Here is a 14,640-nt window from a genome sequence, read left to right as displayed (position 1 = left end):
TTACACGAATTAATGCGAAATCCCTTTTTCGTAAATTTATTTTAGACAACCGATAGATTTCCCCGTAAAAGACCGATATAGCCCTTTTAGCGCTGACGAATACTAAGACCTTCGCATCATTAAACGAATAGCTAGAATCACCCCCTAATCGCTAACTTTTCCGAGTGTAAGTGGAAAATGCGCATAGATATCGAAAGGAGGTCGGAATAATATCCGAATACTGGCAATTATAAAGGGTGTCTATTAAACATACACCCCTGTGTTACTATTAAGCGTTCATAATAAGCGGATTAACGTTTGGCAACGCGTCTTCGCTTTTTTATACCGAAAACCTAAAGGTAATGCGAAGTATTAAGCGTTCATACTCGGATACGATCCACATAATGGACTATACGGAAAGCAATATCGATTAAGTAATGCGGAACTAAGACGTATTCGTTTACTACATTTGTTCCCCCACCTCTTAACCCTAAGTTTAACTTAGCCTTTCATCGTCACTATCTAAACTATTTAACGCTTGGCTAGGATTTCGACGTAAAGTGTCCGTTAAACGGATAGTTTCTGCACAACCCCAGCGGAAGGGTATAAGGAATCCTTAGCCCCTAAGTTAAACTTAGTCACCTCATCCTCATTGACTTTACTAGTAGTAAACTCGTTCTTTACTTATGTTAGTAAAACAATGCTCTTTCGGCTTGTGTTTCGAAAGACATACCTTTAGGTTGCAAGCGAACCCTTTATAAAGGATAAACAAATCTTAAACGCGCGTCATTTCGCTATTTCAACACTTTAATAGGAACTAAAAAAATCTATGGTTTTCGGGCTTTAATTCAATTAAAATGACAATGTACTCTGGACTCTCGTCGTTTAAACCGGAGGAATTATGAATTATTATACAAAAACAGAATTAGCCAAGAAATGTAAAATATCAGAGTCAACAGTGCACGATCGTTTAGTCGATTTCGAAGAGTTCTTTTCACCTGTACTTGTTGGTAATCAACTATTTTATACGAAATACGACATTCTTAAATTATTAGTAATACACGGAATGCGGAATAGTAAGTCCAAGCATACCACGCAAGAAATACGTTATAGATTAAAAGAGTTTAGTGATGATTTTATGAACTTAGAACTTTTCAAAGAGTATTCAAAAAAACTTAAATAAAATATGAATCGATAGAGAGTCCGTCGTTATATACTGTTTTGCTTACTTTTACGTGCCACACACGTACTACCAACGCAGCAAGACAGGGGTAACGACGGACTTTATGCTTTAGTGCGAAAAAGTCGACAACAAGACAATACGACAACACGAAAAATCTATGTTACTTCACAAGGTTATCCAGTAAGTATTTATCGTTACTTTTACAGACTTTCGCTAATCAAATAACGACATTTACTTACCAAGGCATATCGTCGCTAGTGCCGTAGAAGTCCTCCGGAGTCTGTCCGTATACGTTCTTGAAAGAAGGGGAGGTCGTAGCTGTAATAGTTTTCGTATCTAGTGCGTATCCGAACTCGATAGGGCTGTCGATGATAGAGTCGTCTTAGTCGTTTTGGTCGTTAGCGTCTTCGGTAGAGTTCGTGATTATGTTTTTGATGGTTCCGCATATGTACCCGATGATGGATCCTTTAAAGTTACCTTGAACGAATTCTTTGTATGTTGGGAACGCTGCTTTAATAGATTGCATGATTTCGAAAGAGTAGTCCGCTAGATTCCAACCGTGCTTTTTAACCGTCCGCTTAATAGACACGACGAACTCGTTTAATTCTGCATAGTCCAGATGATAAGGCGAGAACGCTTGTAAAACTTGGATATCGATATTTTGTTTTGCTGCTACGATCTCGATCGCATTTTCATTTAATTCATTCGAAACGATAGAAGCTTTAGCGACCGGGTTTATATATATATCTTTTAAATCTTTTAATTTCGAAGGAGAAACTTGCTTAAAAGAGTCTTGATTCGGAGCCGAAATAGGAGCCTCAAACGCTTGGGGCTCTAGGGCTTCCGGCATGTCGACGCCTTGCAAAGACGCCTCGCATTCTACCTTTTCGGAAGGCAGCTCGAGACGATCCTCGGAAGGGGAGAAGACATAAATATTATTCGCATATCCTCCGAATCTTTTATCCTTGCGGCCTAGTGCTTTTTCTACGATGATCCCGAAATTGCTCGCTGCTTTGATAAAGTTGTCGACGGTTCGTAAGGATACGCCTGCCTTCTTAGCAAGAGTTTCACGCTTAGGGAATGCGACTCCAAAGGTTTTAGCCCCTAGTTTAAATAAGGCGCTTAATACGGCCTTAATGGACGGCTTTTGGTCGAGTAGCTCTGCGTATGTATACGTTAGTTTGCGAAAATGTTCGTTGAATGATTCGAGCGAATCAAATTGAGATAGTGATCTGTAATAGGCGATATTGCCTGCGTGTTCTACTTCGTTTGTTATTTTCGACATGATTCCCGCTCCCTTTTCGTGGTGTGAAAGAGACGTAAGCCCGCGATTGTAGTATCCGAAAAAAGACATAACTGAATAAGCCTTGTAAAAGGCAATTTTTTTCAGTAAACTATATGTAATCAATATCAGTGCGGGGCGTTCGGTTGTTACCAGCAACCGGCGCTCTTTTTTTTTTATAGTAGATACTTTAAAGGTGAAAATTCTTTGTGCTTTTCTTTAACATCATCACTATATAAATTGACGTATATTCTAACCATTTGCATAGAGGTATGTCCTAGAATTTGCTGCAGTTCAAAGATGCCAGCACCTTGTTTAACAGCCATCTTCGCAAAGGTATGACAGAACGTATGACAAGAGCAACGCACATTTTTGATCTTGGACTTTTCCCCATAATAAGAAATTCTGTTTTGTAATTGACGTTTAGAAAGCGCAGTATTGTCCATGGTCACAAGCAGAGCATCCGTTTCACACTTAACGCGGATAGAAAGATACTTCTTTAGCTGAGCCCTCATCTTCGATTGAAAAGGCACTAATCTCTCACGATGCCCTTTAGTATTCCGAACAAGGATCATCGAGTCTTCCCACCGTATATCATCCGTTTCTATACCAATCAATTCCGATGCCCTGACGCCTGTTTCTAGGAGCAGCAGCATTATCGTATAATCTCGTACGCCAGTAAAAGTCCTTAAGTCTGTAGATTTAAGTAGCTTATGTATTTACTCGCGAGTAAACGTTTCTATAACAGTCCGCCGGTCTTTAAGTAGCTGAATGTTAACGAAGGGATTCTTCGAGATATAGCTGTGCTTATACGCGAAATTAAAGAACGCTCTTATTGCCCTAAGCCGTGTATTAATCGAAACTATCTTTAACTCCAGAACATCCTTCGAGTAGATAATAAATTGATTAATATGATCCGGTTTAATCTTCGCCGGCGTTGTGCCGAGTTCTAGCGTTTCTAACGCCTTTCTAAACGACATTAATTTGTTAGAGTAATAGGGTTAATGTATGAGGACGCAAATTACGCAGATTTCCGTCTTGAAGGAATAGCATGAAGAGTTCGTCAAAGTTGAAACTATCGTGGATTACTTCGGATTGGATAACTTTCATTTCGCGTTGATTAAGTTGATTATTACGACGTGCCATAAATATCGCCTCATTCCGATTAGTTAGCGATACTACGCACACGATTGACTGCGCACGATAATTTACGTCGAGTCGCGTAATTTACGCAAATAAAAAACGTTCCCTACCGAAGTAGAGAACGCTGACGTCACCGAATTTAAGGCAACTTCTTTTGATACCGGTGGCCGGGGTCGAACCGGCACTCCAGAGGAACACGATTTTGAGTCGTGCGCGTCTGCCAATTCCGCCACACCGGCATGTTTGTTGGAGGCGGCAACCGGAATCGAACCGGTGGTAAAGGTTTTGCAGACCTCTGCCTTACCGCTTGGCTATGCCGCCAACGTTTTTGGAGCGAAAGACGGGATTCGAACCCGCGACCCCAACCTTGGCAAGGTTGTATTCTACCACTGAACTACTTTCGCATATGGCTGGGCTAGAAGGGATCGAACCTTCGCATGACGGAATCAAAATCCGTTGCCTTACCGCTTGGCTATAGCCCATTAACGTTGTAATCATTATATCATGTTTTATTAAATGGGGCGACTGATGGGAATCGAACCCACGAATGCCTGAACCACAATCAGGTGCGTTAACCACTTCGCCACAACCGCCATTATAGGATTGAAATTGGCAGGGGTAGTAGGACTCGAACCCACACTGGAGGTTTTGGAGACCTCTGTTCTACCTTTAAACTATACCCCTGTAAGAAAAATGGTGGAGGGGGGCAGATTCGAACTGCCGAACCCGAAGGAGCGGATTTACAGTCCGCCGCGTTTAGCCACTTCGCTACCCCTCCGCATATGGATGAAACATGGTGCCGGCAAGAGGACTTGAACCCCCAACCTACTGATTACAAGTCAGTTGCTCTACCAGTTGAGCTACACCGGCACTACTATGGTGGCTCAGGACGGAATCGAACCGCCGACACAAGGATTTTCAGTCCTTTGCTCTACCGACTGAGCTACTGAGCCAAACAATAAAAATGGCGGTCCCGACGGGAATCGAACCCGCGATCTCCTGCGTGACAGGCAGGCATGTTAACCGCTACACCACGGGACCATAGATTGCGGGGACAGGATTTGAACCTGCGACCTTCGGGTTATGAGCCCGACGAGCTACCGGACTGCTCCACCCCGCGACGGTAATAATGTTGCTATTATGCATCAAGTTTTCGTGTTGAGCGTTTCAATGAGTTGAGTAATCAATCCGTTAAAGAGAAACAACCTGATCTTATTGAAAAATGGTGGAGGATGACGGGATCGAACCGCCGACCCTCTGCTTGTAAGGCAGATGCTCTCCCAGCTGAGCTAATCCTCCAATATGTTGTCTAAATGGTGACCCGTACGGGATTCGAACCCGTGTTACCGCCGTGAAAGGGCGGTGTCTTAACCGCTTGACCAACGGGCCAGGTATAAAATGGCGGAGAGCAAGGGATTTGAACCCTTGAGACAGGGTTACCCGTCTACACGATTTCCAATCGTGCTCCTTCGGCCACTCGGACAGCTCTCCAATAATGGCTCCGCAGGTAGGACTCGAACCTACGACCGTTCGGTTAACAGCCGAATGCTCTACCACTGAGCTACTGCGGAACAATATCAGCTTGGCGACGTCCTACTCTCACAGGGGGAAACCCCCAACTACCATCGGCGCTGAAGAGCTTAACTGCCGTGTTCGGAATGGGAACGGGTGTGACCTCTTCGCTATCGTCACCAAACAATGTTTACATTTTTTCAAGACATATATTATTATAACGTCTTTTTGAGAAAATGCAAGAAGAAATTTTCATTCCTTCAAAACTAGATAATAAGAAGGTATTTCATTTTTTTAAAGCGTTGGTTAAGTCCTCGATCTATTAGTATCAGTCAGCTCCACATGTCGCCACGCTTCCACCTCTGACCTATCAACCTGATCATCTTTCAGGGATCTTACTAGCTTGCGCCATGGGAAATCTCATCTTGAGGGGGGCTTCATGCTTAGATGCTTTCAGCACTTATCCCGTCCGCACGTAGCTACCCAGCTATGCCTTTGGCAAGACAACTGGTACACCAGCGGTGCGTCCATCCCGGTCCTCTCGTACTAAGGACAGCTCCTCTCAAATTTCCTGCGCCCGCGACGGATAGGGACCGAACTGTCTCACGACGTTCTGAACCCAGCTCGCGTACCGCTTTAATGGGCGAACAGCCCAACCCTTGGGACCGACTACAGCCCCAGGATGCGATGAGCCGACATCGAGGTGCCAAACCTCCCCGTCGATGTGGACTCTTGGGGGAGATAAGCCTGTTATCCCCGGGGTAGCTTTTATCCGTTGAGCGATGGCCCTTCCATGCGGAACCACCGGATCACTAAGCCCGACTTTCGTCCCTGCTCGACTTGTAGGTCTCGCAGTCAAGCTCCCTTGTGCCTTTACACTCTACGAATGATTTCCAACCATTCTGAGGGAACCTTTGGGCGCCTCCGTTACTCTTTAGGAGGCGACCGCCCCAGTCAAACTGCCCACCTGACACTGTCTCCCACCCCGATAAGGGGCGCGGGTTAGAATTTCAATACAGCCAGGGTAGTATCCCACCAACGCCTCCACCGAAGCTAGCGCTCCGGCTTCTCAGGCTCCTACCTATCCTGTACAAGCTGTACCAAAATTCAATATCAGGCTGCAGTAAAGCTCCACGGGGTCTTTCCGTCCTGTCGCGGGTAACCTGCATCTTCACAGGTACTATAATTTCACCGAGTCTCTCGTTGAGACAGTGCCCAGATCGTTACACCTTTCGTGCGGGTCGGAACTTACCCGACAAGGAATTTCGCTACCTTAGGACCGTTATAGTTACGGCCGCCGTTTACTGGGGCTTCGGTTCAAAGCTTCGCTTGCGCTAACCTCTCCCCTTAACCTTCCAGCACCGGGCAGGTGTCAGCCCCTATACTTCGCCTTGCGGCTTCGCAGAGACCTGTGTTTTTGCTAAACAGTCGCCTGGGCCTATTCACTGCGGCTTTTCTGGGCTATTCACCCTAAAAAGCACCCCTTCTCCCGAAGTTACGGGGTCATTTTGCCGAGTTCCTTAACGAGAGTTCTCTCGCACACCTTAGGATTCTCTCCTCGCCTACCTGTGTCGGTTTGCGGTACGGGCACCTTACATCTCACTAGAGGCTTTTCTTGGCAGCGTGGAATCAGGAACTTCGGTACTATATTTCCCTCGCCATCACAGCTCCGCCTTAATGGAAACGGGATTTGCCTCGTTTCCGGCCTAACTGCTTGGACGCGCATATCCAACAGCGCGCTTACCCTATCCTTCTGCGTCCCCCCATCGTTCAAACGATGTATAGGTGGTACAGGAATATCAACCTGTTGTCCATCGCCTACGCCTTTCGGCCTCGGCTTAGGTCCCGACTAACCCTGAGCGGACGAGCCTTCCTCAGGAAACCTTAGGCATTCGGTGGAAGGGATTCTCACCCTTCTTTCGCTACTCATACCGGCATTCTCACTTCTAAGCGCTCCACCAGTCCTTCCGGTCTGACTTCAACGCCCTTAGAACGCTCTCCTACCATCGACACCATACGGTGTCAATCCACAGCTTCGGTGATACGTTTAGCCCCGGTACATTTTCGGCGCGGAGTCACTCGACCAGTGAGCTATTACGCACTCTTTAAATGGTGGCTGCTTCTGAGCCAACATCCTGGTTGTCTAAGCAACTCCACATCCTTTTCCACTTAACGTATACTTTGGGACCTTAGCTGGTGGTCTGGGCTGTTTCCCTTTCGACTACGGATCTTATCACTCGCAGTCTGACTCCCAAGAATAAGTATTTGGCATTCGGAGTTTGACTGAATTCGGTAACCCGTTGGGGGCCCCTAGTCCAATCAGTGCTCTACCTCCAATACTCTCATCTTGAGGCTAGCCCTAAAGCTATTTCGGAGAGAACCAGCTATCTCCAGGTTCGATTGGAATTTCTCCGCTACCCACACCTCATCCCCGCACTTTTCAACGTGCGTGGGTTCGGGCCTCCATTCAGTGTTACCTGAACTTCACCCTGGACATGGGTAGATCACCTGGTTTCGGGTCTACGACCTCATACTCATTCGCCCTATTCAGACTCGCTTTCGCTGCGGCTCCGTCTTATCAACTTAACCTCGCATGAAATCGTAACTCGCCGGTTCATTCTACAAAAGGCACGCCATTACCCATTAACGGGCTTTGACTACTTGTAGGCACACGGTTTCAGGATCTATTTCACTCCCCTTCCGGGGTGCTTTTCACCTTTCCCTCACGGTACTGGTTCACTATCGGTCACTAGGGAGTATTTAGCCTTGGGAGATGGTCCTCCCTGCTTCCGACGGGATTTCTCGTGTCCCGCCGTACTCAGGATCCACTCAGGAGGGAACGAAGTTTCAACTACAGGGTTTTTACCTTCTTTGACGGACCTTTCCAGATCACTTCATTTACCCCGTTCCTTTGTAACTCCATGTTGAGTGTCCTACAACCCCAAGAGGCAAGCCTCTTGGTTTGGGCTAATTCCGTTTCGCTCGCCGCTACTCAGGAAATCGCATTTGCTTTCTCTTCCTCCGGGTACTTAGATGTTTCAGTTCCCCGGGTCTGCCTTCAGTACCCTATGTATTCAGGTAAAGATACTGTTCCATTACGAACAGTGGGTTTCCCCATTCGGAAATCTCCGGATCAAAGCTTACTTACAGCTCCCCGAAGCATATCGGTGTTAGTCCCGTCCTTCATCGGCTCCTAGTGCCAAGGCATCCACCGTGCGCCCTTTCTAACTTAACCGTTAAAAAAGATCTTACAGATGCTTTGAAAAAAATTAATTGCCTTCTATCTATTATCTAGTTTTCAAGGAACAAAGCAGAAAGAATCCATCACATCGTGATGCTTGTCTTTCTTATTTGAATGAATTACTCATTCAAAACTGAACAAAACAAAAGCGCTCTCGTAATTATCCTTAGAAAGGAGGTGATCCAGCCGCACCTTCCGATACGGCTACCTTGTTACGACTTCACCCCAATCATCTGTCCCACCTTAGGCGGCTGGCTCCATAAAGGTTACCTCACCGACTTCGGGTGTTACAAACTCTCGTGGTGTGACGGGCGGTGTGTACAAGGCCCGGGAACGTATTCACCGCGGCATGCTGATCCGCGATTACTAGCGATTCCGGCTTCATGTAGGCGAGTTGCAGCCTACAATCCGAACTGAGAATGGCTTTATGGGATTCGCTTACCTTCGCAGGTTTGCAGCCCTTTGTACCATCCATTGTAGCACGTGTGTAGCCCAGGTCATAAGGGGCATGATGATTTGACGTCATCCCCACCTTCCTCCGGTTTGTCACCGGCAGTCACCTTAGAGTGCCCAACTGAATGCTGGCAACTAAGATCAAGGGTTGCGCTCGTTGCGGGACTTAACCCAACATCTCACGACACGAGCTGACGACAACCATGCACCACCTGTCACTCTGTCCCCCGAAGGGGAAAGCCCTATCTCTAGGGTTGTCAGAGGATGTCAAGACCTGGTAAGGTTCTTCGCGTTGCTTCGAATTAAACCACATGCTCCACCGCTTGTGCGGGCCCCCGTCAATTCCTTTGAGTTTCAGCCTTGCGGCCGTACTCCCCAGGCGGAGTGCTTAATGCGTTAGCTGCAGCACTAAAGGGCGGAAACCCTCTAACACTTAGCACTCATCGTTTACGGCGTGGACTACCAGGGTATCTAATCCTGTTTGCTCCCCACGCTTTCGCGCCTCAGTGTCAGTTACAGACCAGAAAGTCGCCTTCGCCACTGGTGTTCCTCCAAATCTCTACGCATTTCACCGCTACACTTGGAATTCCACTTTCCTCTTCTGCACTCAAGTTCCCCAGTTTCCAATGACCCTCCACGGTTGAGCCGTGGGCTTTCACATCAGACTTAAGGAACCACCTGCGCGCGCTTTACGCCCAATAATTCCGGACAACGCTTGCCACCTACGTATTACCGCGGCTGCTGGCACGTAGTTAGCCGTGGCTTTCTGGTTAGGTACCGTCAAGGTACCAGCAGTTACTCTGGTACTTGTTCTTCCCTAACAACAGAACTTTACGACCCGAAGGCCTTCTTCGTTCACGCGGCGTTGCTCCGTCAGACTTTCGTCCATTGCGGAAGATTCCCTACTGCTGCCTCCCGTAGGAGTCTGGGCCGTGTCTCAGTCCCAGTGTGGCCGATCACCCTCTCAGGTCGGCTACGCATCGTCGCCTTGGTGAGCCATTACCTCACCAACTAGCTAATGCGCCGCGGGCCCATCTATAAGTGACAGCGTAAACCGTCTTTCCATCTTCTCTCATGCGAGAAAAGAACGTATCCGGTATTAGCTCCGGTTTCCCGAAGTTATCCCAGTCTTATAGGCAGGTTGCCCACGTGTTACTCACCCGTCCGCCGCTAATCTCAGGGAGCAAGCTCCCGTCGATTCGCTCGACTTGCATGTATTAGGCACGCCGCCAGCGTTCGTCCTGAGCCAGGATCAAACTCTCCGAAGAAATGTTTGACTTGCTCATTTGCTTTTTGATAGTGTGTGCTCACTTAAAATTTAACGTTGGCGCTTTGTTTTGTTCAGTTTTCAAAGAGCAATTTCGTTGTCGTTTACTTCGTAAGCGACTTTTACATCTTACCATGTCTCCAACTCTGTTGTCAACATGTTTTTTAAGTTTTTTTTGTTTTGATGAAGCTGCGAAAGCTGATGTCCCGCAGCGACATGTATTAATATAACACCTATATTATTAATGGTCAACAATAAAATCGCATTTTTTTAAAAGTTTTTTGACACCCGATAAAACCGATGATATACCTCGTGCCCTTTTGTCTCCGCTTTGATTACTTCGATTACCTTCTTCTCTATCAAATATTCCAATAAAACACCTAGGTCGACTGAATAAAACTTAACTTCCGGATGATCCATAAGCTCCGCAATCGTCCACGGATCTTCTTTCGTCCCCATTATCTCAACCAAATGCTGTGAACCTGCATTCGTCCTCGAATAAATAAGAAATTCACTAGCAAGGAATAGTAGCTCCAATCTTTTTTCGAGAGTTTCATCACTGCTGATCAATTCTTTATACAACTTGAAGATTTCGGGTTCCATATGCTTCACTTGGTTCCAGACCGTAACCTCCGGATAAAAGCCTTGTTCAATTATTTCCAAACGGGCCAAGTGATGCAGTGAATGAACGATATGGTTGTATGCCTCAAGATAATGGCCTTTTTCAAAGAAGCTTTTCCCATCCATGTACCTGCGAATTAACTTTGCGAATTCCATCCCCATCTTTAACTTCCTTCCATAGAAGGGGAACTCCCGGATTTCAGTTTTCAAACGGTCCAAATATTCATTCCGATCAAAAAGGACCTTCCCGTTATATATCCAGTCAACCACTTTGCGGTTCGTCCCTAATAGAAGCCATTCTTTTAACTGGTCTTCCTTTACGATATGCAAGGCTGCCTTTTTATCCTGGTAAGTGTAATGTTTTAAAAACACGGCCTCTTCGGCTTCGTCTGCTATTACAAAAAGAATGTAGTCAAATGTATCGGTAATCGGGCTATTATCATCTCTTTTTTCTATTAACAAGATTCCAAGTGTAGATTTTAAACTTGCTCGCTCTTGATAAATCGGGCGAAGGATATCTTCCATCATAAATTCCTCCAAAACCTTTTTTTTTAGACTTTCGACAAAACTCTTCAATTTCCTGCTTATTTCCCTTACCCCAAACCAATTCAATTCAAAAGTAATATGTATCCTTAATTTCTTTTTTGTTCCATCCATTGTTTATGTTATAGTTAAAGTTATATTTTAGGAGGGACAATCCATGGCTAAATATTCTAGCAAAATCAATAAAATACGTACTTTTGCTTTGAGTTTGATTTTCATTGGCTTTATCGTAATGTACCTTGGGCTATTCTTCAAAACGCACCCTGTTGTCATGACGATTTTCATGGGTCTGGGCCTTTTATTCATAATCGCAAGCACCGGCGTTTATTTTTGGATTGGAATGCTTTCTACAAAATCGATCCAGGTTGTCTGCCCTAACTGTGGCAAACCTACAAAAATACTAGGGCGTGTAGATATTTGCATGCATTGTGAAGAACCATTGACACTTGACAAAAAGTTGGAAGGCGAAGAATTCAACGAAAAATATAACCGGAAAAGCCTGCATGACTAGGTCGGCTAGCTGAATTCCCTTTAAAGAAGTCTTTAACAATTGTATCATTTCTTCATAACATGAAAAAAAGTTCCAACCAAGTGGAGGAACTTTTTTTAATGCGATTCTTTTTTCGCACAATCCGTACAGTCGCCATAGATTTCCATTCGATGGTGACTAACATTGAAACCGGTGACTTGTGCTGCGAAATGCTCGACTTCATCCAATGCAGGATAATCGAAATCCACAATTTTCCCGCAAGTTTGGCAAATTACGTGATAATGATTCGTCGTCACGAAATCAAACCTTGCTGAAGAATCACCATACGTAAGTTCTTTTACCAAACCTACCTCACGAAAAACACGTAGGTTGTTATAAACCGTTGCCACACTCATATTCGGAAACTTACCTTCCAGCGCTTTATATATATCATCAGCAGTAGGGTGGGACATGGAGCTTATCAAATACTCAAGTATCGCATGGCGTTGAGGAGTTATTCTTACACCGGTATCTTTTAAGGAATCCAACGCTTCTTTTAACTGAACTTCAGACACCGTCATCCACCTCTTTTTCTCATTAAGTATGAATTATTAAATTATAATATTTATAAATAGTGTACCTTTTATGCGTTGAATTTGTCAATAATTCAATGGCTTAACCATTCTTTTTTAGTTTATTCATGAACATAGTGAATCTTTCCCATTTTTGCATTGAGTTTAGTATCCCCTAGATAAGTCGATTACGTTGGTGAAGTCTTTTCCAGCTTTCATGTATTCACGCATGTTTTTTTCGAAAATGGCAAAGGTTCTTGGTAAATATTCTCCGCTTTTACTTGATAGATGCGGTGTAACTGTAACATTCTCCATCTTCCAAAACGGATGCCCTTTTCCTAATGGTTCCGGATCAAATACATCCAAGATGGCATGAGACAATTCCCCGGCATCCAGGGCTTCGATCAACACTTCATCGTTAATCAGGTCGCCACGGCCAATATTCACGAATACTGCAGATCCTTTCATTGCGTTAAAGTGTTCTTTTTGCAAAAGGCCCTTCGTTTCGTCCGTACTCGGCAGGACTGATACGATATAATCGGCTCCCGGTATGGCTTTCAATAAATTATCCATGGTATAAAGGTAATCGATGGATTCCACTGGTTTCCCGCTCCGGTTCACTCCCATCGTCGTCATCCCAAAGGCTTTCCCAAGACGAGCCACTTCCCCTCCAATTGCACCGACACCAATAACGAGCATAGTCTTGCCATTCAATTCCCCTACTTCAATCTTTCTATCCCACAGTTCTTCCTTTTCATTCTTCATTAGCAGTTTCAATTTCTTTTCATATTGCAAAAGCATCCCTATCGTATACTCGGCCATTGGGATTTTATGAATGCCTCTTGCATTGGTCACCAGAATGCCACGTTCCTCAATGGCTTTAAGTGGCATTAATTCCATCCCTGCACTCATGACCATGATCCATTTCAAGTTCGCCGCTTTCTCAATGATTTCTTCAGTTAAGTCTTCACCATATGTAATTAAGATTTCCGCTTCACGAAGCGGGCCATCCGTCCATCCTTTTTGATAAATGAAGTTCAATTCAGGAAAAGCTTCCATCATCTTCGTTTGGATGACTTCATTCGGAATGACAGTTGAAAGTATTAACATGTTTATCTCTCCCTTTTAATTAACATAAAAAAACACGGGCTCTATGTGTCCCGCGCAACTTTCTCTGAGGAGGTATTCCCTTAATAAAGCATATTCAGGTGTCCCCTTTTTGAGTTGGACAAAAGCCTTACCTTATTAAAAAAGGCTTAATTTTAAAGAATTTGGGTTTAAAGCATGTAATTCCGGCAAAATGAAAACGCCATCCCTTCTGATCAGGACGTCGTCAAAATAGATGTCACCACCACCATATTCGGGACGCTGGATCAAGACCATATCCCAATGTATCGATGAACGGTTTCCATTATCCGCTTCTTCATAGGCAAGTCCAAGAGCCAAGTGTAGACTCCCGCTTATTTTCTCATCGAACAAGATATCGTCCATAGGTTCCAATATGTATGGATTGATTCCAATTGCAAACTCCCCTATAAACCGGGACCCTTCATCAATATTAAGAATTTGGTTCATTTCAGTGTCACGATTGGATGTCGCTCTAATGATTTTTCCCTTTTTAAAGTTTAATTCTATGTCACTAAAGGTGATTCCTTCATAGGTTGTGGGTGTGTTGAAGGCTATCCTTCCATTGAGACTATCTTTTATGGGTGCCGTAAAAACTTCCCCATCCGGTAAATTCTTTTTTCCGGCACATATGATGGCAGGCATACCTTTGATGGAAAAGGTCAAATCTGTCTCTGGTGAAACGATCCTGACTTTGTCAGTTCGTTCCATCAATTGTTTTAACGGTTTCAAGGACGCCTCCATTTTCCCGTAATCCATGGTGCATACGTTCAAAAGGAAGTCTTGGTACCTATCGAAGGTCATGCCGGCTTTATGCGCCGATGCGTTGGTGGGATAATTAAGTAAGACCCAACGTCGGTTGTTTACATAAAAAAGAGTAGGAGATTTCATTGCCTCCCCTTGAAGACGGTGCCTCTCGATGGGAACATCATTCATTTCCACATCGTTTTCTTCCCCTGTGATGATGATGACCGCATCGATATCCCTATATTTCTTCAAAGCCCATTGCGAAGATATTTCAAGTTGTTCCTTCACATTCCCTTGTAACAGGTGGCGGCTTATCTCATCGTCTTCGAGTTCTACATATGGATAAGCACCAACTCTGTATATTTCATCAATCAGCTCTTTCAATAATGGTTTCGTGTTGATATGCCCCCGTATGAGGATTCTCTCTTTTGGCTGTAATTGTATCGAATGATGAATCAGCCTGGCTGCAAGCTTCGTTATTCGCTCATCCTTCATCTGCCTGT

Annotated in this window: 9 protein-coding genes, 15 tRNA genes and 3 rRNA genes; 2 read left to right on the top strand and 25 right to left on the bottom strand. The window is 44.9% G+C overall.

All coding sequences use genetic code 11. From position 1 onward, the window contains the following. Nucleotides 1-880: 880 nt before the first annotated feature. Nucleotides 881-1,162 (top strand): hypothetical protein, encoded by a 282-nt coding sequence (locus NYE63_RS04080; protein ID WP_342604165.1) that lies wholly within the window; start codon nt 881-883, stop codon nt 1,160-1,162. Between the two features lie 382 nt (nt 1,163-1,544). Here the strand turns inward: NYE63_RS04080 and NYE63_RS04075 are convergent, their stop codons facing one another. From NYE63_RS04075 to NYE63_RS03970, 22 genes are all read right to left on the bottom strand, one after another. Next, a complete protein-coding gene (locus tag NYE63_RS04075) occupies nt 1,545-2,447 on the bottom strand; it encodes a hypothetical protein (protein WP_342604164.1) in 903 nt (300 codons plus the stop codon). A 173-nt stretch (nt 2,448-2,620) separates the two neighbouring features. Further along, complete coding sequence (locus NYE63_RS04070) at nt 2,621-3,100, bottom strand: site-specific integrase (RefSeq protein WP_342604163.1); 480 nt, start codon at nt 3,098-3,100, stop codon at nt 2,621-2,623. 63 nt (nt 3,101-3,163) lie between these two features. Beyond that, nucleotides 3,164-3,424 carry a phage integrase SAM-like domain-containing protein gene (locus tag NYE63_RS04065; protein ID WP_342604162.1) on the bottom strand — a complete coding sequence of 87 codons (261 nt, stop codon included), beginning with the start codon at nt 3,422-3,424 and terminating at the stop codon, nt 3,164-3,166. 321 nt (nt 3,425-3,745) lie between these two features. Further along, nucleotides 3,746-3,826: transfer RNA gene (locus NYE63_RS04060), tRNA-Leu, on the bottom strand. Between the two features lie 8 nt (nt 3,827-3,834). Continuing rightward, nucleotides 3,835-3,908, bottom strand: a tRNA-Cys gene (locus NYE63_RS04055). An 8-nt stretch (nt 3,909-3,916) separates the two neighbouring features. Further along, nucleotides 3,917-3,991: transfer RNA gene (locus NYE63_RS04050), tRNA-Gly, on the bottom strand. A gap of 3 nt (nt 3,992-3,994) precedes the next feature. Beyond that, nucleotides 3,995-4,069: transfer RNA gene (locus NYE63_RS04045), tRNA-Gln, on the bottom strand. Nucleotides 4,070-4,104: 35 nt separating this feature from the next. Further along, a tRNA-His gene (locus NYE63_RS04040) sits at nt 4,105-4,180 on the bottom strand. A gap of 17 nt (nt 4,181-4,197) precedes the next feature. Next, nucleotides 4,198-4,271, bottom strand: a tRNA-Trp gene (locus NYE63_RS04035). Nucleotides 4,272-4,281: 10 nt separating this feature from the next. Further along, nucleotides 4,282-4,365, bottom strand: a tRNA-Tyr gene (locus NYE63_RS04030). Nucleotides 4,366-4,381: 16 nt separating this feature from the next. Next, a tRNA-Thr gene (locus NYE63_RS04025) sits at nt 4,382-4,457 on the bottom strand. A gap of 7 nt (nt 4,458-4,464) precedes the next feature. Then, nucleotides 4,465-4,540: transfer RNA gene (locus NYE63_RS04020), tRNA-Phe, on the bottom strand. A 12-nt stretch (nt 4,541-4,552) separates the two neighbouring features. Continuing rightward, a tRNA-Asp gene (locus tag NYE63_RS04015) sits at nt 4,553-4,628 on the bottom strand. Between the two features lie 5 nt (nt 4,629-4,633). Continuing rightward, a tRNA-Met gene (locus NYE63_RS04010) sits at nt 4,634-4,707 on the bottom strand. Nucleotides 4,708-4,810: 103 nt separating this feature from the next. Beyond that, nucleotides 4,811-4,886: transfer RNA gene (locus NYE63_RS04005), tRNA-Val, on the bottom strand. Between the two features lie 15 nt (nt 4,887-4,901). Continuing rightward, nucleotides 4,902-4,976 (bottom strand) — tRNA-Glu (locus NYE63_RS04000). A 10-nt stretch (nt 4,977-4,986) separates the two neighbouring features. After that, a tRNA-Ser gene (locus NYE63_RS03995) sits at nt 4,987-5,078 on the bottom strand. Between the two features lie 5 nt (nt 5,079-5,083). Then, nucleotides 5,084-5,158 (bottom strand) — tRNA-Asn (locus NYE63_RS03990). Nucleotides 5,159-5,167: 9 nt separating this feature from the next. Further along, nucleotides 5,168-5,283, bottom strand: a 5S ribosomal RNA gene (rrf, locus tag NYE63_RS03985). Nucleotides 5,284-5,401: 118 nt separating this feature from the next. Next, a 23S ribosomal RNA gene (locus NYE63_RS03980) occupies nt 5,402-8,334 on the bottom strand. A gap of 176 nt (nt 8,335-8,510) precedes the next feature. Beyond that, a 16S ribosomal RNA gene (locus NYE63_RS03975) occupies nt 8,511-10,061 on the bottom strand. The 16S, 23S and 5S rRNA genes sit together here with 15 tRNA genes alongside, the layout of an rRNA operon. 269 nt (nt 10,062-10,330) lie before the next feature. Continuing rightward, nucleotides 10,331-11,206 (bottom strand): nucleotidyltransferase-like protein, encoded by an 876-nt coding sequence (locus NYE63_RS03970; RefSeq protein WP_342605676.1) that lies wholly within the window; start codon nt 11,204-11,206, stop codon nt 10,331-10,333. A 175-nt stretch (nt 11,207-11,381) separates the two neighbouring features. Here NYE63_RS03970 and NYE63_RS03965 point away from each other — a divergent pair, with 175 nt between their 5' ends. Next, nucleotides 11,382-11,735, top strand: a complete 354-nt coding sequence (locus NYE63_RS03965) for a YgzB family protein (RefSeq protein WP_101225973.1) — start codon at nt 11,382-11,384, stop codon at nt 11,733-11,735. Nucleotides 11,736-11,830: 95 nt separating this feature from the next. Here the strand turns inward: NYE63_RS03965 and perR are convergent, their stop codons facing one another. The 3 genes from perR to NYE63_RS03950 all read right to left on the bottom strand — a co-directional run bounded on the left by perR (nt 11,831) and on the right by NYE63_RS03950 (nt 14,632). Then, nucleotides 11,831-12,268, bottom strand: a complete 438-nt coding sequence (gene perR / locus NYE63_RS03960) for a peroxide-responsive transcriptional repressor PerR (protein WP_179086146.1) — start codon at nt 12,266-12,268, stop codon at nt 11,831-11,833. 162 nt (nt 12,269-12,430) lie between these two features. Beyond that, nucleotides 12,431-13,375 (bottom strand): D-2-hydroxyacid dehydrogenase, encoded by a 945-nt coding sequence (locus NYE63_RS03955; RefSeq protein WP_342604161.1) that lies wholly within the window; start codon nt 13,373-13,375, stop codon nt 12,431-12,433. A gap of 135 nt (nt 13,376-13,510) precedes the next feature. Continuing rightward, complete coding sequence (locus NYE63_RS03950) at nt 13,511-14,632, bottom strand: aminopeptidase (RefSeq protein WP_342604160.1); 1,122 nt, start codon at nt 14,630-14,632, stop codon at nt 13,511-13,513. Nucleotides 14,633-14,640 lie beyond the last annotated feature (8 nt).

Source organism: Peribacillus sp. FSL E2-0159, assembly GCF_038643155.1.
GTDB classification, from domain to species: domain Bacteria; phylum Bacillota; class Bacilli; order Bacillales; family DSM-1321; genus Peribacillus; species Peribacillus simplex.
Note: the sequence above shows the minus strand (reverse complement) of the source record. Positions and strands in the feature narration are given on the sequence as shown.